We start from the raw sequence: 20006 nt of genomic DNA, 5'->3' as shown, positions 1-20006 counted from the left end.
GCAGTTAACTGAAAGTGGAGTTTGCAGATGACTGTCAAAGTAACTGAGCGCGACGAAAACAAAATGTCTTATGAAAGCCTGGCAGCAGGCCTGCGCATCTGGGATGTGCATCAGCAGGATGAACTGGTTGGCATGTTCCACAACGAACATGAAGCCCACAGCTACCGCATCGAGCTGGAATTCCTCGAAAACAGAGAGCAACAGCAATAGCCCTCTGCAGAAAATACAAACCCCGCCGAAGCGGGGTTTGTCGTTTTTACCACATCAGATCGTCAGGGATCACGTAGGCGGCGTACGGATCATCGGCATCCGGCGCTTCAACCTGGGTGTTGAGCAAGACAATACGCTTGGGATCGCGCTCCTGGATCTTCAGTGCCGCTTCACGCGGGATCACTTCATAGCCGCCACCATGGGCAACGATCGCCAGCGAACCGCTGCTCAGCTTGCTGCGCATCAGGGCGTTGACCGACAGGCGCTTGACCTTCTTGTCGTCGACGAAGTTGTAGTAGTCCTCAGTGGTCAGCTTGGGCAGGCGCGAGACCTCGATCAATTGCTTGACCTGGGCAGCACGGGCTTTCTGCTCGACTTTCTCCTGCTGCTGGCGGTTGAGCTCCTGGTCGCGCTTGGCTTTTTCCGCCATGGCTTCCTTGGCCAGCCGCTGTTGGCTATCGTCGACTTCGACCTGGCCTTTGTGTTCCAGGCGCTTTTGTTTCTTCTGTTCTTTACTGACCTGCTTGACCTGCTTCTGGTTGACCAGACCGGCTTTGAGCAATTGGTCGCGAAGGGAAAGGCTCATTGTTCACTCACTTATGTGCTTCAGCTCAGCCGCAGCTGGGCAGGTTCTTTTCCTGACGTTTGGCTTCGCCCCACAGCGCATCCATGTCTTCCAGGGTGCAATCTTCAATCGGACGCCCACTCTCGCGCAATGCCTGCTCGATAAAACGGAAACGTCGTTCAAACTTTTGGTTGGCGCCGCGCAGGGCGTTTTCCGGGTCGACCTTCAGATGCCGGGCCAGGTTGACCGTGGCAAACAGCAGATCGCCCACTTCCTCGGCCAATGCCGCACTGTCATTTTCGGCCATGGCTTCGAGTACTTCGTCGAGCTCTTCGCGCACCTTGTCCAGCACCGGCAAGGCATCCGGCCAGTCGAAACCGACCTTGGCCGTGCGTTTTTGCAGCTTGGCGGCCCGGGACAGGGCCGGCAAGGCGGCCGGAACGTCATCGAGCAACGACAACTGCTCGGGAACGCCCTTCTCGGCCCGTTCCTGGGCCTTGATTTCTTCCCAGCGCTGCTTGACCTGAGCCTCGTCGAGTTTTGGCGTATCCAGCGGTGCATACAGCTCACCGGTGGGGAACACGTGCGGGTGGCGGCGGATCAGCTTGCGGGTAATGCTGTCGATCACCCCGGCAAACTCGAAACGGCCTTCTTCACGGGCCAGCTGGCTGTAATAGACCACCTGGAACAACAGGTCCCCCAATTCACCCTGCAAGTGCTCAAAGTCGCTACGCTCGATGGCGTCGGCCACTTCGTAGGCTTCTTCGAGGGTGTAGGGAATGATCGTTGCGTAGGTCTGCTTGAGGTCCCACGGACAGCCGTACTGCGGGTCGCGCAGGCGGGCCATGAGGTGGAGCAGGTCATCTAGGGTATACATCTGAGGTCTCTGCTAAGGCCTTATCGCGGGGCAAGCCCGCTCCCACCCTGTGGGAGCGGGCTTGCCCCGCGATGGCGATCTCAAGGGGTACGGTTACGCCGCGTCTCGATAATGTTCGGCAACTGCGAAATCCGCCCCAGCAGGCGCCCAAGGGCATCCAGGCCAGGAATCTCGATGGTCAGCGACATCAGCGCGGTGTTGTCTTCCTTGTTCGAGCGGGTGTTGACCGCCAGCACGTTGATCCGCTCGTTGAGCAGCACCTGGGAGACGTCACGCAGCAACCCCGGACGATCGTAGGCACGGATGATGATATCCACCGGGTAGGTCTGTACCGGCACCGGCCCCCAGCTGACCTGGATGATCCGCTCCGGCTCGCGCCCGGCCAGTTGCAGCACCGAGGCGCAATCCTGGCGGTGAATGGTCACCCCACGGCCCACGGTGATGTAGCCGACAATCGCATCGCCCGGCAACGGCTGGCAGCAGCCGGCCATTTGCGTGAGCAGGTTGCCGACGCCCTGGATCTGGATATCGCCGCGCTTGCCCGGTTTGTAACCGGTGGCTTTACGCGGCACCAGCTCGACGTGTTCGCTGCGCTCAGGCTCAACCAGTTGTTGTGCGGCATTGACCAGATGCGCCAGGCGCAAGTCGCCCGCCCCGAGGGAGGCGAACATGTCTTCAGCGGCCCTGAGATTGGCTTTTTCCGCCAGCCGCTCGAAGTCCACCTGGGGCAGCCCCAGCCGGTTGAGTTCGCGTTCCAGCAGGGTCTTACCAGCCGCAACGTTCTGATCGCGTGCCTGCAGCTTGAACCAGTGAACAATCTTGGCCCGCGCCCGCGACGTGGTGACATACCCCAGGTTCGAGTTCAGCCAGTCGCGGCTGGGGTTGCCGTGTTTGCTGGTAATGATCTCGACCTGCTCACCCGTCTGCAGGCTGTAGTTGAGCGGCACGATCCGCCCGTTGATCTTCGCACCGCGGCAGTTGTGGCCGATTTCGGTGTGCACGCGGTAGGCGAAGTCCAGCGGTGTGGCGCCCTTGGGCAGATCGATGGCGTGACCGTCAGGGGTGAAGACATAGACCCGGTCGGGTTCGATATCGACGCGCAGCTGTTCGGCCAGGCCACCGATATCACCCAGCTCTTCGTGCCATTCCAGCACCTGGCGCAACCAGGAGATTTTCTCCTCGTAATGGTTGGAGCTGGATTTGACGTCGGTGCCCTTGTAGCGCCAGTGCGCGCAGACGCCGAGTTCGGCCTCTTCGTGCATGGCGTGGGTGCGGATCTGCACCTCGAGAACCTTGCCCTCAGGGCCGATCACTGCCGTGTGCAAGGAGCGATAGCCGTTTTCCTTGGGGTTGGCGATGTAGTCGTCGAATTCTTTCGGGATGTGCCGCCACAAGGTGTGGACGATCCCCAGCGCGGTATAGCAATCGCGCATTTCCGGAACCAGCACGCGTACCGCGCGCACGTCATAGATCTGGCTGAACTCCAGACCCTTGCGCTGCATTTTGCGCCAGATCGAATAGATGTGTTTGGCCCGGCCGCTGATGTCGGCCTTGACCCCGGTGGCCAGCAGTTCGTTCTGCAACTGGTTCATCACATCGCTGATAAACCGTTCACGGTCCAGGCGCCGCTCATGCAGCAGCTTGGCGATCTGCTTGTATTGGTCCGGCTCCAGGTAGCGGAAGGACAGGTCTTCCAGCTCCCATTTGATATGACCGATACCCAGGCGATGCGCCAGCGGGGCGTAGATATCGAAGACCTCGCGGGCAACGCGGTTGCGCTTCTCGTCGTCGGCGCCTTTGACCGCGCGGATTGCGCAGGTGCGCTCGGCAAGCTTGATCAACGCCACACGCACGTCATCAACCATGGCCACGAGCATTTTGCGCAGGTTCTCGACCTGCGCCTGGGAGCCCAGCACCAGCGACTGGCGAGGGCTGAGACTGGCGCTGATGGCGGCCATGCGCAGCACACCGTCGATCAACTTGGACACCACCGGGCCAAAGCGCTGGCCGACTTCGGCCAGGGTCACCTTGCCTTCGCGTACGGCACGGTAGATCACCGCCGCGACCAGCGAGTCCTGGTCGAGCTTGAGGTCGGCGAGGATTTCGGCGATTTCCAGGCCGGCCTGGAAACTCGAGGTCCCGTCGGCCCAGGAATGCTTGGCCGGGTTGCCCTTTTTCTCGATCTCCTGAGCGAACTCGCAAGCCTCTTTAAGGGCTTCACGGTCCAGCGCCAGGTCGACGCTCACCACATGATCCAGCCATGCTTCGAGATTGATACTGCCGTCGGTGTTGACCGGCTGGTGCACTCTCACCTGTACCATCTTTGATTACCTTTCCCTACAGCGCATTCGCGATGCGCTTGATATCTCTGGTGCTGCCCCTGCCGGACCCAAGGTGCAGCGCCCAACGCGCCAGTCCCGCTAGCCCGCTTCGAATAACGCCATGGCTTCGACATGCGCCGTCTGAGGAAACATGTCGAGAATCCCGGCACATTTTAACCGGTAACCCTGCCTGACCAGCTCTAGCGTGTCACGGGCCAGGGTTGCCGGGTTGCACGATACATACACCAGACGTTTCGCCCCGAGGTCTGCGATTTTTCGCACGACCTCATAAGCGCCGTCCCGCGGTGGATCCAAGAGTACCGCAGAAAAGCCTCCAGCGGCCCAGCCGGAGGCGGTCAAAGGCTGCGATAAATCGGCCTGAAAAAACTGCGTGTTATGCAAATCGTTGCTTCGTGCATTGGCCGCTGCTCGCTCGACCATTGCCTGTACACCTTCCACCGCCACCACTTCACGCGCCTGCCGGGCCAGCGGCAGGGCGAAATTGCCCAGGCCGCAGAACAGATCAAGTACGCGCTCGTCGGCTTGCGGCGCCAGCCAGGCCAGCGCCTGCTCGATCATCGCTGTGTTGACCGCAGCGTTGACCTGGACGAAATCCCCGGGCCGGTATGCCAGCTCCAGGTTCCACGGTGTCAGGGTGAAACCGAGGGTCTGACCGGCATCAAGCGGATAAGGTTCACCCTCGCCTTGCAACCATAGCTGCACACCTGCTTCTTTGCAGAACGCCTGCAAGCGAGCCAGGTCGCCTTCCGCCAATGGCGCGGTATGGCGCAACAGCAAGGCCAGTGCCGTACCGCTGAACAGCTCGACATGACCGACCACCTGCGGTTTGCTCAAGCTCTGCAGCAGCATCGGCAGGTGACGCATGATCGACTGCAAGGGTTGTACCAGTACCGGACAATCCTCAATGGCGACGATGTCCTGGCTGGCTTCGGCGCGGAAGCCGACTTCGAGTTTTTTCGCTTTGTTATCCCAGCGCACTGCCACCCGCGCCCGGCGCCGGTAAGCAAACTCCGGCCCGCTCAAAGGCGCTGCCCAACGCTCGGGCGCCACACCGGCGACCCGCTGCAGCTGCTCGGCCAGCAAGCGCTGTTTGAGGGCCAGCTGATCGGCATGGGCCAGGTGCTGCAGGTTGCAGCCACCGCAGCGATCGAAATGCTTGCACGGCGCCTGGCGACGCTCCGGGCTGGCGCTGAACACCCGCTCCAGACGCGCTTCAACCACCTTGCCGTGGGTATTGAGCACGCGCGCCTCGACCTCTTCCTCGGCCAGCGCGCCACTGACAAACCAGGTGCGCCCGTCAAGAAAGGCAATGCCACGGCCATCCCCCGCCAGGCGCTCGATACGCAAGCGCTGTTTTTTGCCGGTGGGGATCTGCGGCGTGCGGCTGCCGCCGGCCGGCTGGAAGCGCAGGCCGCTGTTGCGTTTACTTTTGGACATCAGTTCGCCGCGTCGAAAATGCCGGTCGACAGGTAACGGTCGCCACGGTCACAAATGATTGCCACGATCACGGCGTTTTCCAGTTCACGAGACAGCCGCAACATGGCCGCCACTGCACCACCAGAGGACACACCACAGAAAATGCCCTCTTCGCGGGCCAGTCGGCGGGTGGTCTCTTCGGCTTCGCTCTGGGCCATGTCGACCACGCGATCAACGCGGTCAGCCTGATAGATCTTCGGCAGGTACTCTTCGGGCCAGCGCCGGATCCCCGGAATCGCCGAGCCTTCCATCGGCTGCAAACCGACGATCTGCACCGCCGGGTTTTGCTCCTTGAGATAACGCGAGCAACCCATGATGGTGCCGGTGGTGCCCATGGAGCTGACGAAATGGGTGATGGTGCCCTGGGTCTGGCGCCAGATTTCCGGGCCGGTGCTGACATAGTGGGCTTCGGGATTGTCACCGTTGCCGAACTGATCGAGCACCAGGCCACGGCCATCGGCTTGCAGACGGTCGGCGAGGTCGCGAGCGCCCTCCATGCCCTCTTCCTTGCTGACCAGAATCAGCTCGGCGCCATAGGCGGTCATTGCCGCTTTGCGTTCGGCGCTGGAGTTGTCGGGCATGATCAGAATCATCTTGTAACCCTTGATCGCCGCCGCCATGGCCAAGGCAATCCCGGTGTTGCCCGAGGTCGCTTCGATCAGGGTGTCGCCCGGCTTGATCTGCCCGCGCAATTCGGCACGGGTGATCATCGACAGCGCCGGCCGGTCCTTGACCGAACCTGCCGGGTTGTTGCCTTCAAGCTTGAGCAGGAGGGTGTTGCTGGTTTCACCGGCAATGCGCTGCAGGCGGACCAGAGGCGTGTTGCCGACGCAATCGGCGATGGTTGGGTACTGCAAGGTCATGGCGTAGTTCGCAATCCAGACTGCGGGGGCGACTATCATACCGGCAAACGGGCCTTGCCCATATCACGCAATGTGCGGGTGTTATACCGGCCAGTTATAACCCGGTGGGAGCGGGCTTGCCCCGCGAGGCGATGAGCCTGACAACCCGCAATCGCGCGGCAAGCCCGCTCCCACCTGCTGAACAGCGGGTAACAGAATGTTCAGCCGCAAGCCCTGCCCGGTGTTCTGCGCCCACAGGCGTCCGCCCTGGCGCACGATGGCATTGCGGGCGATGCTCAGGCCGAGGCCGAAACCACCATCGCCCGGACGTGAGCCGTCCAGCCGGGTAAACGGCGCGAAGATCCGCTCAAGCTCGGCTTCCGCCACGCCGCCGCCCTGATCCTCCAGCCACAACAGCCAGTGATCGCCCTGACGACGGCCGTCCAGGCGAATCACGCCGCTGGCCGGCGAGTGGCGGATGGCGTTGCGCAGAATGTTCTCCAGCGCCTGAGCCACGCTGTTCAGGTTGCCCTGGATCCAGCAGGAGGCGTCCAGCGCGCAATGCAGTTGCGTCGACGGCCAGGTGCTTTCAAAACAGGCATCTTCGGCGAGCATGTCCCAAAGCGCCTGGACCTGGATCGGTTCCTTGCTTGGCGGCGCCCGCTCGGTGTCGAGCCAGGCCAGTTGCAAGGCATCCTCGACCAGACGTTGCATGCAGTCGATTTCGCGCCCCAGGCGTTCGCGCAACTGGCCGGCGTCAGCGTCCCCTTCGCAGGCTACGCGCAAACGGCTCAATGGCGTGCGCAGTTCGTGCGACAGGTCACGCAACAACTGTTGCTGCAAGACCACCGTACCTTGCAGTCGTTCGGCCATGTCATCGAAAGCACGCCCCAGCTCGCCCAGCTCATCCTGGCGGCTGGTGGTGCTGCTGGCGACCCGCGCCGACAGCTGATCAGCGCGCCAGGCATTGGCCTGCTCGCGCAACTGGATCAGCGGCATGATCAGCATGCGGTACAGCCCGATGCACAGCAGCAAGGTGAACAGTCCCGGGATCACGCCGTTGGTCATGAACCGCCAGAACAGACGGTAGCGACCGGGCATCAGGCGCTCTGGCAGTTCAATCACCAGCAGCCCCTGCTGCGGGTGCTCGACAAACGGTACGCGCATCCACGGCAAGCCGATCACCCGGCGACTGACCGGCCAGTCGATGCCGCGCAGGAAGGTGATCTTGCGACTTTGCTCAGGGGTCAGCGGCGTGCTGCTCAGCGACTGCAAGTCGGCCCCCAGCACATTCACCCAGGTGCCTTCCTTGCTGGCCATGTCGGCGATCCAGGCATCGACTCCGGCCTGCCCGCCCTGCTTCCAGGCGCGCTCAGCCTCAGCGGCATAACCGGTCAAAGTGATTCGGGCCTGATCGGAGAGGTAGGCGTTCTGGGTTTCCATGTGCCGGCCCCAGCTCCAGCTCAGACCGATCATCAACAGACAGAAACCGACCAGCAGGATCGCCAGTTTCCAGAACAATGAGTGACGATTGGGCACCTCAGCTGACCTCGGCGGCACTGAGTACATAACCCTTGCCCCACACCGTGCGCAGTTCACGCTCCTGGTAACCGATGGTCTTGAGCTTGCGCCGGATCTGGCTGACATGCATGTCCAGGCTGCGGTCATGGCGGGCATAGCCACGCTGCAGGACCTGCTGGTAAAGGAAGGCCTTGCTCAGCACTTCTTCATGGCTGCGGTGCAAGGTATCGAGCAGCCGGTACTCGCTCAGGGTCAGCCCTGCCCAGCGCTCGCCACAGCAGACATCACAGGCCTGCTCGTCGAACTGCAGGGCGCCGGCCTGCTGCACAGGCGCTTCCTGACGACGGCGCTCGAGCGCCACCCGGCGCAGGATCGCCTCGATACGCACTTTAAGCTCGGCCATGCTGAACGGTTTGGGCAGGTAGTCATCAGCACCACGCTGAAAACCACTGATGCGATCCGCCTCGGCGCCCAGGGCCGACATCATGATCACCGGTGTCGAGCTGCTTTCGCGCAGTTTTGCCAACACATCCAGGCCGTTCAGTCCCGGCAGCAGGATGTCCATCAGGACCACATCGAAACGCGACTCGCGCGCAACCGCCAAGCCATCGCGGCCATTCTTGCACCAGGTGACCTTGAAGCCGCCGCGTTGCAGTTCTTCGTGCAGGTGGGCGCCCAGGACCGGGTCGTCCTCGATGGCAAGTATGGTGGATTCGCTAATAGCTACGGGATTCATTGGCGGGTGCTAGCAATTCTCAGTTACGCGATTATTGAGTAATTGCCTGGCGCAGGCAACCCGCAACTGCTCGTCGGTGCGGCGCCGAGGATTGTGCCTACGTCAAAAGTAGATACAAATGAGTGCATTGCGCGGGAAGGCGCGGTACTTTTCCGACTTGGTCCGTCAGCTAGCACCGACGGCGGCTTACAGCACATGCCAGGCACAGGAGAGTTTCGTGCTGAATCGTTTGGGAATCCGCAGCCGCGTGTTGCTGCTGGCTTTGTTACCTGCCGGCTTGATGGCGTTGGTGCTCGGCAGCTATTTCACCTGGCTGCAGCAGAGCGAGCTGCAAACCCAATTGCTGCAACGCGGCAAAATGATCGCCGAAAACCTCGCGCCCCTGGTGGCACCGGCCCTGGTCAGCCACGACCCGGCTCAGCTGGAGCGTATCGCCGCCCAGGCCCTGGAGCAGGCGGACGTACGCGCAGTGGCGTTCCTCGGCCCGGATCGCAACAATCTGGCGCATGCCGGTCCTAGCATGCTCAACCAGGCACCGACAGGTGGCGGTACCGAGTTGTTGCAGCGTACCGGTAGCGACGCCACCCGTTACCTGCTGCCGGTGTTCGGCCACCATCGCGACCTGGCAGGGGAACGCATCGCCAACGAAACCGATCGCCTGCTGGGCTGGGTGGAAATCGAACTGTCCCACGACGGCACCCTGTTGCGCGGCTATCGCAGCCTGTTCACCAGCATGCTGCTGATCTTCTGCGGCCTGGCTGCCACCGCGCTGCTGGCCTTGCGCATGAGTCGCACGATCAATGACCCCATCGGCCAGATAAAACACGCCGTGACCCAACTCAAGGACGGCAATCTGGAAGAACGCCTGCCGGTCATGGGCAGTTATGAGATGGATGAGCTGGCTGCCGGTATCAACCGCATGGCCGAAACCCTGCACAACGCCCATGAAGAGTTGCAACACAGCATCGACCAGGCCACCGAAGACGTACGCCAGAACCTGGAAACCATCGAGATCCAGAACATCGAGCTGGACATGGCGCGCAAGGAAGCCCTGGAGGCCAGCCGGATCAAGTCCGAGTTCCTCGCCAACATGAGCCATGAGATCCGTACGCCGCTCAATGGCATCCTCGGCTTTACCCATCTGCTGCAAAAAAGCGAGCTGACGCCGCGCCAGCTCGACTACCTCGGCACCATTGAAAAGTCCGCCAGCAGCCTGCTCGGGATCATCAACGAGATCCTCGACTTCTCCAAGATCGAGGCTGGCAAGCTGGTGCTCGACAGCATTCCGTTCAACCTGCGCGACCTGATCCAGGACACCCTGACCATCCTCGCCCCCGCCGCCCATGCCAAGCAGCTGGAGCTGGTCAGCCTGGTCTATCGCGACACACCGCTGTCGCTGGTCGGCGACCCGCTGCGCCTGAAGCAGATCCTTACCAACCTGGTCAGCAATGCCATCAAGTTCACCCGCGAAGGCACCATCGTCACCCGGGCCATGCTCGAAGAAGAGCACGGCGACAGCGTACAACTGCGTATTTGCGTGCAGGACACCGGCATCGGCCTGTCGAGCCAGGATGTCCGGGCGCTGTTTCAGGCCTTCAGCCAGGCTGACAACTCGTTGTCGCGCCAGCCAGGGGGTACCGGGCTGGGCCTGGTGATCTCCAAGCGCCTGATCGAGCAGATGGGCGGTGAAATCGGCGTCGACAGCACGCCGGGCGAAGGCTCGCAGTTCTGGGTCAGCCTGCGCCTGCCCAAGGCCCGTGACGACGCCGAGGACCTGCCGCTGCAATCCCTGGTGGAGCGCCGGGTGGCGATTGTCGATGCCCATGAACTGGCCCGTCAGGCCCTGGAGCATCAGCTGGAAGATTGCGGCCTGCGCGTTTCCACCTTCCATTCGATCGACCCGCTGCTGCATGCGGTGGCGGCGGCACGCATGGCCGGGGAACCCTTCACCCTGGCCGTCATGGGGGTCAACCTCGATAGTGTCTCGCCAGAACGCCTGGGCCAGTACATCCAGCAATTGCAGCGTCTGGACTGCCAGGCGCTGGTGTTGTGCCCGACCACCGAGCAGGCGCTCTACCACCCTTACCTGCCCAACCCCCATAGCCAGCTGCAAGCCAAGCCGGCCTGCACGCGCAAATTGCGCCGGGCCTTGCTGGAGCTGGTTCAACCCCGGCGCAGCAGCAGCGAGGCCAAGGTCAGCAGCGAACAACCGTTACCCAAAGTACTGTGTGTCGACGACAACCCGGCCAACCTGTTGCTGGTGCAGACTCTGCTCGAAGACATGGGTGCCGACGTATTGGCCGTCGACAGTGGCTATGCCGCCGTCCAGGCCGTGCAGAACGAGCATTTCGACCTGGTGCTGATGGACGTGCAGATGCCGGGCATGGACGGTCGCGAGTGCACCGAGCAGATCCGCCAGTGGGAAACCAGCCAGGGCGGCGCGCCGCTGCCGATCGTCGCCCTCACCGCCCATGCTATGGCCAATGAAAAGCGCGCCCTGTTGCACAGCGGCATGGACGATTACCTGACCAAACCGATCAGCGAGCGCCAGCTGGCGCAGGTGGTGCTCAAGTGGACCGGCCTGAACCTGAGTGCGCCGCACAACGAACGTGTGCAGGAACGCATTGCCGACAGCAGCGAACTGAAGGTCCTCGACCCGGAAGAAGGCTTGCGCCTGGCGGCGGGCAAACCCGACCTGGCCGCCGACATGCTGGCCATGCTCCTGGCGTCACTGGAGGCCGACCGCGAGGCGATTCGCGCCGCCCGCGAGGCTGCCGACCGCAACGGCATGATCGAGCGTGTGCATCGCCTCAATGGCGCTTCACGCTACTGTGGCGTACCGCAGTTGCGCGCCGCCTGCCAGCGCAGCGAAACCCTGCTCAAACAGAATGACCCTGAAGCACCGCGAGCCCTGGACGAGCTGGACCGGGCCATCACCCGCCTCACCGCCCAGGCGCGCCTGAGCGCCTGACCTGAGGCAAGGTGATGGGCAGCCACCGCGGTTAGACTCCTCCGCAATCGACTCAGGAAGATCACATGCGCGTACTGTTTTTCAGCAGCCAGACCTACGATCAGGACAGTTTCAGCAACACCCCGGCGGACCACGGGCTGGAACTGCACTTCCAGCCCGCCCGCCTGAGCGAAGACACCGCCCCTCTGGCCAGCGGCCATGAAGTGGTCTGCGCCTTCATCAACGACGACCTCAGCGCCCCGGTGCTCAAGCGCCTTGCCGCAGGCGGAACGCGCCTGATCGCCCTGCGCTCGGCCGGCTACAACCATGTCGACCTTGCGGCAGCAAAACAGCTGGGCCTGGCCGTGGTGCGGGTACCGGCCTATTCGCCACATGCCGTGGCCGAACACGCGGTCGCACTGATTCTGGCCCTGAACCGCCGCCTGCACCGGGCCTACAACCGCACCCGCGAAGGCAATTTCAGCCTGCACGGGCTGACCGGCTTCGACCTTCACGGCAAAACCGTCGGGGTGGTCGGCACCGGCCAGATCGGCGCCGCCTTCGCCCGCATCATGGCCGGCTTCGGCTGCCAGCTGCTGGCTTACGACCCGTATCCCAATCCCGAGCTGCTGGCCCTCGGTGCCCGCTACCTGGAACTGCCAGAACTGCTGAGCCAGGCACAGATCATCAGCCTGCACTGCCCGCTGACCGAACAGACCCGCCACCTGATCAACCCGCAGAGCCTGGCGCAGCTGCAGCCGGGCGCCATGCTGATCAACACCGGCCGCGGCGCCCTGATCGACACCCCGGCGCTGATCGAGGCCCTGAAAGACGGCCAATTGGGCTACCTGGGCCTGGATGTCTATGAAGAAGAAGCCCAGTTGTTCTTCGAGGACCGCTCCGACCTGCCGCTGCAGGATGACGTGCTGGCCCGCCTGCTGACCTTCCCCAACGTGATCGTCACCGCCCACCAGGCTTTCCTCACCCGCGAGGCGCTGGCGGCCATCGCCGCGACGACGCTGGACAACATTACCCGCTGGGCGGCAGGCAATCCGCAAAACTTGGTCGAGGGTTGATGCTAGGATACGCGGCAGATTTGGAGGACCCATGGTCGAACACGATTTCCGCTACAACCTGTTTAACCCGCAACACACCCTGATCGAATGCCGCGCCCTGGTGCCAGGCCGCTATCAAGTGACCGGCAACGGCGGCTCGATCCAGAAGCATGATGTCCTGCTGGTGACCCTCAAGGGCAGCAAGGATTTGTCCATGCGACTGACCGTGGAAACCGTACGCCACCTGATCAACCCGACCGGTCAATGGGTCGCGGTGGCCAGCGGCCCGGTGTTCGGTGAGCTGGCGATTCACACCTGGGAAGTCAATTGCGACAGCTGCCAGGCCAACCTGAGCTTCGAATTCGCGGTGGATGCCAAGCTGGGCAAGAAAGCCCTGCAGCCGGCCGCTACCGCGCGCATTGCCGAGCTTGGCTGGAGCAGCCGTGGCGACAAGCACCTGTGCCCGAAATGCAAGGAGACGGCTCAGTGAAAAACCTGCTCCTCTGCGCCCTGACCGGCACCGCCCTGCTGGGTTGTGCGGCCGAGCCGATGAAGCTGGAACAAGAACGCAGCTACCTGCTGGAATGGATCGGTGAGCGTCCATTGATGGATTACAGCCACCTGACCCTGACCCTGGCGGAGGACGGCCGGGCCTATGGCAATGCGGGTTGCAACCACTGGTTCGCGCCTTACCAGCTCGACGGTGACAAACTCAGCTTCGGCAAAGTCGGCAGCACCCGCAAACTGTGCGCGCCGGCCTTGATGGAGCAGGAAAAGCGTTTTCTCCAGGCCCTGGAAACGGTTCAGCGCTGGGATATCTCGCCGATCGATCAGGTACGCTTCTGGCCTGCCGAGGGCAAGCCGCTGCGGTTCTGGCCTGAAGAAGGCTGAACGCCATCGCGGGGCAAGCCCTCAAGCGTCTGCTCCCCCATCAACTGCTCACGCACCTTGCCCTTGTCATCGATGATGTAAGTCACCGGCAAGGCTTCGCTGCGCGGCAGCTCGTAACGCTCGGCCGGGTCCTCGGCCAGCACGGTGAAACCGATACCCAGCGCCTCACTGGCCTTTTTCAGCTCCTCGCCCTGCAGGCCGTCGAAGTTCACGCCCAGCACCTTCACCCCTTGTGCCTGCCATTGCTTGGCCGCGGCATTGAGCTCCGGTATTTCAGTCCTGCACGGGCCACACCATTCAGCCCAATAGTTGAGCACCAGCCAGTGCCCGTCGATCTGCTCGGCTTTCACGGTCTGGCCGTTCTGGTCCAGGCCATAATCTGCACCGCAACCACCGAGCAACAGGCTCGCGGTGATGGCCAGTGCTGCTGCCAAACGTCTTGTCATGGGTCAATCCTTCTCGAAGATTCAAGCAAAATGCAAAGTCGCTGCGGTTAGAATAGCCGCCACACCCTGCTGGATGCGACCCGAACATGACTGACCTGACCCTCTATCACAATCCGCGCTGCTCCAAATCCCGCGGCGCGCTGGAACTGCTCGAAGCCCGTGGCCTGGCCCCGACCGTGGTCCGCTACCTGGAAACCCCGCCAGATGCCGCTACCCTCAGCGCCCTGCTCGGCAAGCTGGGCATCGGTGCGCGCCAACTGCTGCGCAGCGGTGAAGACGAATACAAAGCGCTAAACCTGGCCGACCCGGCCCTGAGCGATGCACAACTGATCGACGCCATGGTCAAGCACCCGAAGCTGATCGAGCGCCCGATTCTGGTGGCCGGTGACAAAGCCGTGATTGGCCGCCCACCAGAGAAGGTGCTGGAGATTCTGCCGTGAGCGCGCCTTACATCCTGATTCTGTTCTACAGCCGCCACGGCTCGACCAGCGAGATGGCCCGGCAGATTGCCCGCGGTGTCGAGATGGCCGGCCTGGAAGCGCGGATCCGCACGGTCCCGGCGATTTCCACCGAGTGCGAAGCGGTGGCCCCGGATATCCCGGAAACCGGCGCGCTGTACGCCACCCTGGACGACCTGCGTCATTGCTCGGGCCTGGCCCTGGGCAGCCCGACCCGCTTCGGCAACATGGCCGCCCCGCTCAAGTACTTCATCGATGGCACCAGCAGCCTGTGGCTCAGCGGTGGCCTGGTCGGCAAGCCGGCTGCCGCCTTCACCTCCACCGCCAGCCTGCACGGCGGCCAGGAGTCGACCCTGCTGTCGATGCTGCTGCCGTTGATGCACCACGGCATGCTGATCATGGGCCTGCCCTACAGCGAGTCGGCGCTGCTGGAAACCCGCGGTGGCGGCACGCCCTATGGCGCCAGCCATCACGCCGGGGCTGACGGCAAGCGCGACCTGGATGCCGACGAAATCGCCCTGTGCCGCGCCCTGGGGCAACGCCTGGCGACTACCGCCAAACTGCTGGAGAACGGCCGTGGCTAAAAAGCCCAAGGTGCTGCCTTCGATCGACTGGCTGACGCCGCGCCTGCGCCTGGCCCGGGCATTGAGCCTGGCGAGCTTTTTCGGCCTGATTGCGCTGCTGACGATCAACAACCTGCTGTTCGCCGACCTGCATGGCGCACGCACCGGCGTGATCCTCGCGGTCGAGCTGGTGCCGCTGGCACTGTTGCTGCCGGGTATGTTGCTGGGCAACGCACGCGCCCATGCCTGGACCTGCTTCGTGGTCAACCTGTACTTCATCAAAGGGGTACTGGCCGCGTTCGACCCGGCACGGGCGCTGTTCGGTTGGCTGGAAGTGGCAATCAGCCTGGCGCTGTTTGTCAGTGCCTTGCTGTATGTGCGCTGGCGCTTTCAGTATGACCGGCGGTTGGCCGGGGAAGGCTGAAACCTATCGCGGGGCAAGCCCGCTCCCACAGGGCTGGTGATGGTTTCTGTGGGAGCGGGCTTGCCCCGCGATCTATCTCAATGATTGACCGTGTGCGCCAACATCACCGACAGCTGGCACAACGGCCGGCCACTTTCGGCATGCCACTGGTTGAACGCCGCCTGCACCAGCGCCAGGTCGCGCTGGCTGGTCGGCGGCTTGTCGATGATGTCCTGGGCAATCAGCGCCGCACTCATGTCATCGGTGGGGATGAAGGTGTCCTTGCCAACCATGCGCAAGAAGCGCGGCGCCGACAACCCGCCCAACTGGTTGCCATGTTTGGCCAGGTACTTCCACAGGCCAACGATGTCGGTCACCGGCCAGTCAGCGATCAGGGCCCCGAAGCTGCCCTGCTCTTTTTCAACATCGAGGATCATCTGCGCGTTGCGCGGCACGCTCTTGAGCTTGCCCAGGTGCCGGATAATCCGCGTGTCCTGCATCAGCCGCTCGAGGTGCTCGGCGCCCATCAGCACGACCTTGTGCGGGTCGAAGCCGAAGAACACTTCTTCAAAGGCCGGCCACTTGGCATCCACCAGACTGTGCTTGAGCCCGGCGCGAAACACCCGCAAGGCCAGGGTCGACAGGTAGCGGTCGGCGCTGATCGCGCGCAACTGCTCGGCGCTTTTCGCCTGGGGCAGGTGCGCTTCCAGCGCCGCAGCAGAGCCGAAGCGGTTCAGGCAGTACTCATGCAGCCATTGATAGTCGCGCATGCCGGTCAGATGTTCAGCACGTCGAGAAAACGTGGCGGTGCGGTGTCGTCGATCTTGAGGTTGACGAAGTCGAACAGGTTGCGGTCAGCCAGTTGCGACGGCACCACGTTCTGCAGGCCGCGGAAGATGCTCTCGGTGCGACCCGGGGTTTTGCGCTCCCACTCCACCAGCATGTCCTTGACCACCTGACGCTGCAGGTTTTCCTGCGAGCCGCAGAGGTTGCACGGAATGATCGGGAACTCTTTCAGGTCCGAGTAGGCCTGGATGTCCTTCTCGCTGCAGTAGGCCAGCGGGCGGATCACCACGTTACGGCCATCATCGGCACGCAACTTCGGCGGCATGGCCTTGAGGGTGCCGTTGAAGAACATGTTGAGGAAGAAGGTCTCGACGATGTCGTCGCGGTGATGCCCCAGGGCCATTTTGGTTGCGCCGATCTCGTCGGCGAAGGTGTACAGGGTGCCGCGACGCAGGCGCGAGCACAGCGAGCAGGTGGTCTTGCCTTCCGGGACCAGCTCCTTGACCACCGAGTAGGTGTCTTTCTCGACGATGTGGTACTCGACGCCCAGGCTCTTGAGGTAGGCCGGCAGTACGTGCTCGGGGAAGCCCGGTTGCTTCTGGTCCATGTTCACCGCGACGATCTCGAACTTGATCGGCGCCACTTTCTGCAGGTACAGCAGAACATCGAGCATGGTGTAGCTGTCTTTGCCGCCGGACAGGCAGACCATGACCTTGTCACCGTCTTCGATCATGTTGAAGTCGGTGATGGCTTCGCCGGCGAGACGACGCAGGCGTTTTTGCAGTTTGTTCTGGTTGACCGAAAGGGTGCCCATAGCGCTTGGAATCCGCGAGGTGTGACAAAAGCGGCATATTTTACGCACAAACCGCCGCCAGGCGTAGGCCAATCCGATAAAGACTGCAAGGTGATTAGCCGGCGCGTTGACAGCGCGATTTGCTCTAAAAAGCCGGCTTTAAGCGGCTGACTCCTTCCTATACTGCGACATAAGGCCACAGCAACCGTGACCTCGATCCTCTGGCCCCTATCACTTGGGGTCGCAAGCGCTCCTCTGGGGGGCGATGGCAACAACGGAAGGAGTGACTGGCATGATCCATCACGTTCTGGGGCTGTTTACCCATCCTGACCAAGAATGGAAAGAGATCCGTGGCGAGGAAGAAAGCATCAGCCACATGTACCTGACCCACACCCTGATACTGGCGGCGATCCCTGCCGTCTCAGCGTTTATCGGCACTACCCAGGTCGGCTGGGTCATCGGCGATCGCGCCCCGGTCATGCTGACCCATGAAAGCGCGTTGTGGATGACCATCATGTCGTACCTGGCCATGCTCGCCGGGGTCGCAGTAATGGGCGCGTTCATTCACTGGATGGCGCGCACCTACGACGCCAACCCGAGCATGGCCCGCTGCATCGCATTTGCCACCTACACCGCAACGCCGCTGTTCGTTGGCGGCTTGGCGGCGCTCTACCCCCACCTGTGGCTGGGGATGATCGTCGGCACGGCAGCCGTGTGCTACACGGTCTATCTGCTCTATGTCGGCCTGCCGACCTTCATGAACATACCTTCCGATGAAGGCTTCCTGTTCTCGAGTTCGGTACTGGCGGTCGGCCTGGTGGTGCTGGTCGCCATCATGGCCTTCACCGTGATCGTTTGGGGACTAGGCGTGGGGCCTGTCTATACCAACTAGAATCATCAATTAGAAAAGCAGCAACATAGGCGCAGTAACCTTCAGGCCGCCGCAAGGCGGCCTGATGCTGTGCGCTGACAGGTGGCTCGGCAGTGCGGCGGTGGTTACGGCATAATTGTCGGCCAGGAGTGTTCCCCGATATGCCCGAACTGCTCAAATCCCGCGTCGAAACCTGTTATCAGCAAGCCGAAACCTTTTTCAAGCGCCCCTTCCCCCGCCCTGAGGTCAGCTTCAAGCTGCGCGGGCAAAAGGCCGGTGTCGCCCATCTGCATGAAAACCTGCTGCGCTTCAACCTGCAGCTGTATCGCGAAAACAGCGAAGACTTCCTGCGACAGACCGTAGCCCACGAAGTTGCCCACCTGGTAGCCCACCAATTGTTTGGCGACCGTATCCAGCCGCATGGCGAGGAGTGGCAACTGATCATGCGCGGGGTTTATGAACTGCCGCCTAACCGTTGCCATAACTATGAAGTCAAACGGCGTACGGTGACGCGGTACATCTATCGTTGCCCTTGTGCCGGCAGCGACTTCCCGTTCTCGGCCCAGCGCCACAGCCTGGTGCGCCAGGGGCGGCGCTACCTGTGTCGGCGCTGCCGAAGCACCCTGGTGTATAGCGGGGAAACGCGGGTGGAGTGACAAACGCATCGCGGGGCAAGCCCGCTCCCACAGTGATGGTGAACACCCTGTGGGAGCGGGCTTGCCCCGCGAAATGCACAAAAAAAAGCCCATCCGAAGATGGGCTTTTTCATTAACGGGCAGGACCTTCAGCCACACCCAGGTCATCCATCGGGCGAGTATCAACCAGCGGCGAACCACCGGAGGCCAGCTCGGACTGCAGCTTGTCTTCGTCCAGCTCGTTGACCCACTTGGCAACCACCACGGTGGCCACGGCATTACCGATCAGGTTGGTCAGGGCACGGGCTTCGGACATGAAGCGGTCGATACCGAGGATCAGCGCCAGGCCGGCAACCGGCAGGTGACCCACAGCGGACAGGGTGGCGGCGAGGACGATGAAGCCCGAACCGGTAACGCCCGCAGCACCTTTGGAAGCCACCAGCAGCACCAGCAGCAGGGTGATCTGATGGGTGATGTCCATGGTGGTGTCGGTAGCCTGGGCGATGAACACCGCGGCCATGGTCAGGTAGATCGAGGTACCGTCAAGGTTGAACGAGTAGCCGGTAGGAATCACCAGGCCAACCACGGATTTTTTCGCACCCAGGCGCTCCATCTTGGCCAGCATGCGTGGCAGGGCCGACTCCGAAGACGAAGTACCCAGCACGATCATCAGCTCTTCACGGATGTAGCGGATCAGCTTGATGACGCTGAAACCGTGGGCGCGGGCGATACCACCCAGCACCACGAGGACGAACAGCACGCAGGTGATATAGAAGCAGGCCATCAGGTAGCCCAGTTGCACCAGCGAACCCACGCCGTACTGGCCGATGGTGAAGGCCATGGCACCGAAGGCACCGACCGGCGCCAGCTTCATGATCATGTTGATGATGTTGAACATGACATGGGCGAAACGGTCGATCAGGTCCAGCAGCGGCTTGCCGTAGGCACCCAGGCGATGCAGGGCGAAGCCGAAGATCACCGAGAACATCAGCACTTGCAGGATGTCGCCGTTGGCGAACGCGCCGACCACGGTGTTAGGGATGATGTTGAGCAGGAAACCAACGGTGGTCTGCTGCGCGCCGGCGGCGGCATAAGCGGCCACGCTGCTGGCGTTCAGGGTGCTGACGTCGATATGCATGCCGGCGCCAGGCTTGACCACGTTGACCACGACCAGGCCGATGATCAGGGCAATGGTCGAGACGATTTCGAAATAGAGCAGCGCGTAGCCACCGGTCTTGCCCACCGACTTCATGCTTTGCATGCCAGCGATGCCGCTGACCACGGTGCAGAAGATGATCGGGGCAATGACCATCTTGATCAGTTTGACGAAGCCGTCACCCAAAGGCTTCAGGGCAACGCCGGTCTCAGGGTAGAAGTGGCCCAGCAGGATACCGATGGTGATCGCTACTAACACCTGGATATACAGCGATTTGTACAGTGGCTGACGCGTCGTCATGGCTAATTCCTCAAGGGTATCGAGCTCATCCTTCCCAGGATGCGAGCGGTACCTAAAGCGCGAACCCTCCTGCACTGGAGGGATTTGTTGTGTCGAGCTGCCTGGCAGAACTCTGTCAGGTCAATAGCAA

21 protein-coding genes are annotated in these 20006 nt (G+C 62.2%); 10 read left to right on the top strand and 11 right to left on the bottom strand.

Annotation, left to right across the window (positions count from 1 at the left end; translation table 11 throughout):
* Positions 1-27 precede the first annotated feature (27 nt).
* The gene (locus tag PSAKL28_RS06520) at positions 28-210 is read left to right on the top strand and encodes a hypothetical protein (protein ID WP_038608108.1); all 183 of its coding nucleotides are present in this window, start codon (positions 28-30) and stop codon (positions 208-210) included.
* Positions 211-256: 46 nt separating this feature from the next.
* On the opposite strand, the gene PSAKL28_RS06515 is transcribed toward PSAKL28_RS06520, so the two are convergent.
* The 7 genes from PSAKL28_RS06515 to PSAKL28_RS06485 form a co-directional block, all read right to left on the bottom strand.
* The gene (locus PSAKL28_RS06515) at positions 257-796 is read right to left on the bottom strand and encodes a DUF2058 domain-containing protein (RefSeq protein ID WP_038608105.1); all 540 of its coding nucleotides are present in this window, start codon (positions 794-796) and stop codon (positions 257-259) included.
* A gap of 25 nt (positions 797-821) precedes the next feature.
* Positions 822-1652, bottom strand: a complete 831-nt coding sequence (gene mazG / locus PSAKL28_RS06510; RefSeq protein WP_038608102.1) for a nucleoside triphosphate pyrophosphohydrolase — start codon at positions 1650-1652, stop codon at positions 822-824.
* An 80-nt stretch (positions 1653-1732) separates the two neighbouring features.
* Entirely contained in the window at positions 1733-3973 is a 2241-nt protein-coding gene (gene relA, locus PSAKL28_RS06505) for a GTP diphosphokinase (protein WP_038608100.1), read from the bottom strand.
* Between the two features lie 99 nt (positions 3974-4072).
* Positions 4073-5431, bottom strand: a complete 1359-nt coding sequence (rlmD, locus tag PSAKL28_RS06500) for a 23S rRNA (uracil(1939)-C(5))-methyltransferase RlmD (RefSeq protein WP_038608097.1) — start codon at positions 5429-5431, stop codon at positions 4073-4075.
* Entirely contained in the window at positions 5431-6333 is a 903-nt protein-coding gene (cysM, locus tag PSAKL28_RS06495) for a cysteine synthase CysM (RefSeq protein ID WP_038608094.1), read from the bottom strand. Before cysM ends, rlmD begins: the two co-directional genes overlap by 1 nt.
* An 81-nt stretch (positions 6334-6414) precedes the next feature.
* On the bottom strand, positions 6415-7881 hold the full coding sequence (locus PSAKL28_RS06490) for a sensor histidine kinase (RefSeq protein WP_084589072.1): 1467 nt from the start codon (positions 7879-7881) through the stop codon (positions 6415-6417).
* Complete coding sequence (locus PSAKL28_RS06485) at positions 7853-8569, bottom strand: response regulator transcription factor (protein WP_038608092.1); 717 nt, start codon at positions 8567-8569, stop codon at positions 7853-7855. Before PSAKL28_RS06485 ends, PSAKL28_RS06490 begins: the two co-directional genes overlap by 29 nt.
* Positions 8570-8786: 217 nt before the next feature.
* Between PSAKL28_RS06485 and PSAKL28_RS06480 the strand changes: the two genes are divergently transcribed.
* From PSAKL28_RS06480 to PSAKL28_RS06465, 4 genes are all read left to right on the top strand, one after another.
* A complete protein-coding gene (locus PSAKL28_RS06480; protein WP_038608089.1) occupies positions 8787-11540 on the top strand; it encodes a response regulator in 2754 nt (917 codons plus the stop codon).
* Positions 11541-11605: 65 nt separating this feature from the next.
* Complete coding sequence (locus PSAKL28_RS06475) at positions 11606-12595, top strand: 2-hydroxyacid dehydrogenase (protein ID WP_038608086.1); 990 nt, start codon at positions 11606-11608, stop codon at positions 12593-12595.
* A gap of 31 nt (positions 12596-12626) precedes the next feature.
* Positions 12627-13064, top strand: coding sequence for a hypothetical protein (locus PSAKL28_RS06470; RefSeq protein WP_038608081.1), 438 nt, complete (start codon positions 12627-12629; stop codon positions 13062-13064).
* Positions 13061-13465: an META domain-containing protein gene (locus PSAKL28_RS06465; protein ID WP_038608078.1), complete on the top strand. Its 405-nt coding sequence runs from the start codon at positions 13061-13063 to the stop codon at positions 13463-13465. The genes PSAKL28_RS06470 and PSAKL28_RS06465 overlap by 4 nt, the downstream gene beginning before the upstream one ends.
* Here PSAKL28_RS06465 and PSAKL28_RS06460 read toward each other — a convergent pair.
* Positions 13405-13911, bottom strand: coding sequence for a TlpA disulfide reductase family protein (locus PSAKL28_RS06460; protein ID WP_051939195.1), 507 nt, complete (start codon positions 13909-13911; stop codon positions 13405-13407). The genes PSAKL28_RS06465 and PSAKL28_RS06460 overlap by 61 nt on opposite strands.
* A gap of 86 nt (positions 13912-13997) precedes the next feature.
* Here PSAKL28_RS06460 and arsC point away from each other — a divergent pair, with 86 nt between their 5' ends.
* From arsC to PSAKL28_RS06445, 3 genes are read left to right on the top strand one after another with little or no spacing between them, the layout of a single operon-like run.
* Entirely contained in the window at positions 13998-14351 is a 354-nt protein-coding gene (gene arsC, locus PSAKL28_RS06455; RefSeq protein ID WP_038608075.1) for an arsenate reductase (glutaredoxin), read from the top strand.
* Positions 14348-14953 (top strand): NAD(P)H:quinone oxidoreductase, encoded by a 606-nt coding sequence (gene wrbA / locus PSAKL28_RS06450; protein ID WP_038608072.1) that lies wholly within the window; start codon positions 14348-14350, stop codon positions 14951-14953. The genes arsC and wrbA overlap by 4 nt, the downstream gene beginning before the upstream one ends.
* Positions 14946-15356, top strand: a complete 411-nt coding sequence (locus PSAKL28_RS06445) for a DUF2069 domain-containing protein (RefSeq protein ID WP_038608069.1) — start codon at positions 14946-14948, stop codon at positions 15354-15356. The genes wrbA and PSAKL28_RS06445 overlap by 8 nt, the downstream gene beginning before the upstream one ends.
* 77 nt (positions 15357-15433) lie before the next feature.
* On the opposite strand, the gene PSAKL28_RS06440 is transcribed toward PSAKL28_RS06445, so the two are convergent.
* Both PSAKL28_RS06440 and ttcA read right to left on the bottom strand, forming a co-directional pair.
* Complete coding sequence (locus tag PSAKL28_RS06440) at positions 15434-16105, bottom strand: DNA-3-methyladenine glycosylase I (protein ID WP_038608067.1); 672 nt, start codon at positions 16103-16105, stop codon at positions 15434-15436.
* Positions 16106-16110: 5 nt separating this feature from the next.
* Positions 16111-16935, bottom strand: a complete 825-nt coding sequence (ttcA, locus tag PSAKL28_RS06435; RefSeq protein ID WP_038608065.1) for a tRNA 2-thiocytidine(32) synthetase TtcA — start codon at positions 16933-16935, stop codon at positions 16111-16113.
* 271 nt (positions 16936-17206) lie between these two features.
* Between ttcA and PSAKL28_RS06430 the strand changes: the two genes are divergently transcribed.
* Together PSAKL28_RS06430 and PSAKL28_RS06425 are read left to right on the top strand one after the other, a co-directional pair.
* Complete coding sequence (locus tag PSAKL28_RS06430) at positions 17207-17806, top strand: Yip1 family protein (RefSeq protein ID WP_038608063.1); 600 nt, start codon at positions 17207-17209, stop codon at positions 17804-17806.
* A 140-nt stretch (positions 17807-17946) separates the two neighbouring features.
* Complete coding sequence (locus tag PSAKL28_RS06425; protein WP_038608060.1) at positions 17947-18441, top strand: SprT family zinc-dependent metalloprotease; 495 nt, start codon at positions 17947-17949, stop codon at positions 18439-18441.
* A gap of 112 nt (positions 18442-18553) precedes the next feature.
* Here PSAKL28_RS06425 and PSAKL28_RS06420 read toward each other — a convergent pair whose 3' ends face one another.
* Positions 18554-19876: a dicarboxylate/amino acid:cation symporter gene (locus tag PSAKL28_RS06420; protein WP_038608058.1), complete on the bottom strand. Its 1323-nt coding sequence runs from the start codon at positions 19874-19876 to the stop codon at positions 18554-18556.
* Positions 19877-20006 lie beyond the last annotated feature (130 nt).

Source organism: Pseudomonas alkylphenolica (assembly GCF_000746525.1).
Taxonomy (GTDB): Bacteria; Pseudomonadota; Gammaproteobacteria; order Pseudomonadales; family Pseudomonadaceae; genus Aquipseudomonas; species Aquipseudomonas alkylphenolica.
The sequence above is the reverse complement of the archived record's forward strand: the minus strand, read 5'-3'. Positions and strand labels throughout refer to the sequence as shown.

Excerpts from the sequence above, each read along its gene's own strand:
- PSAKL28_RS06520 (WP_038608108.1), top strand. The coding sequence starts at position 28 with ATGACTGTCAAAGTAACTGAGCGCGACGAAAACAAAATGTCTTATGAA.
- PSAKL28_RS06515 (WP_038608105.1), bottom strand. The coding sequence starts at position 796 with ATGAGCCTTTCCCTTCGCGACCAATTGCTCAAAGCCGGTCTGGTCAAC.
- mazG (WP_038608102.1), bottom strand. The coding sequence starts at position 1,652 with ATGTATACCCTAGATGACCTGCTCCACCTCATGGCCCGCCTGCGCGAC.
- relA (WP_038608100.1), bottom strand. The coding sequence starts at position 3,973 with ATGGTACAGGTGAGAGTGCACCAGCCGGTCAACACCGACGGCAGTATC.
- rlmD (WP_038608097.1), bottom strand. The coding sequence starts at position 5,431 with ATGTCCAAAAGTAAACGCAACAGCGGCCTGCGCTTCCAGCCGGCCGGC.
- cysM (WP_038608094.1), bottom strand. The coding sequence starts at position 6,333 with ATGACCTTGCAGTACCCAACCATCGCCGATTGCGTCGGCAACACGCCT.
- PSAKL28_RS06490 (WP_084589072.1), bottom strand. The coding sequence starts at position 7,881 with ATGTACTCAGTGCCGCCGAGGTCAGCTGAGGTGCCCAATCGTCACTCA.
- PSAKL28_RS06485 (WP_038608092.1), bottom strand. The coding sequence starts at position 8,569 with ATGAATCCCGTAGCTATTAGCGAATCCACCATACTTGCCATCGAGGAC.
- PSAKL28_RS06475 (WP_038608086.1), top strand. The coding sequence starts at position 11,606 with ATGCGCGTACTGTTTTTCAGCAGCCAGACCTACGATCAGGACAGTTTC.
- PSAKL28_RS06470 (WP_038608081.1), top strand. The coding sequence starts at position 12,627 with ATGGTCGAACACGATTTCCGCTACAACCTGTTTAACCCGCAACACACC.
- PSAKL28_RS06460 (WP_051939195.1), bottom strand. The coding sequence starts at position 13,911 with ATGACAAGACGTTTGGCAGCAGCACTGGCCATCACCGCGAGCCTGTTG.
- arsC (WP_038608075.1), top strand. The coding sequence starts at position 13,998 with ATGACTGACCTGACCCTCTATCACAATCCGCGCTGCTCCAAATCCCGC.
- PSAKL28_RS06440 (WP_038608067.1), bottom strand. The coding sequence starts at position 16,105 with ATGCGCGACTATCAATGGCTGCATGAGTACTGCCTGAACCGCTTCGGC.
- ttcA (WP_038608065.1), bottom strand. The coding sequence starts at position 16,935 with ATGGGCACCCTTTCGGTCAACCAGAACAAACTGCAAAAACGCCTGCGT.
- PSAKL28_RS06430 (WP_038608063.1), top strand. The coding sequence starts at position 17,207 with ATGATCCATCACGTTCTGGGGCTGTTTACCCATCCTGACCAAGAATGG.
- PSAKL28_RS06425 (WP_038608060.1), top strand. The coding sequence starts at position 17,947 with ATGCCCGAACTGCTCAAATCCCGCGTCGAAACCTGTTATCAGCAAGCC.
- PSAKL28_RS06420 (WP_038608058.1), bottom strand. The coding sequence starts at position 19,876 with ATGACGACGCGTCAGCCACTGTACAAATCGCTGTATATCCAGGTGTTA.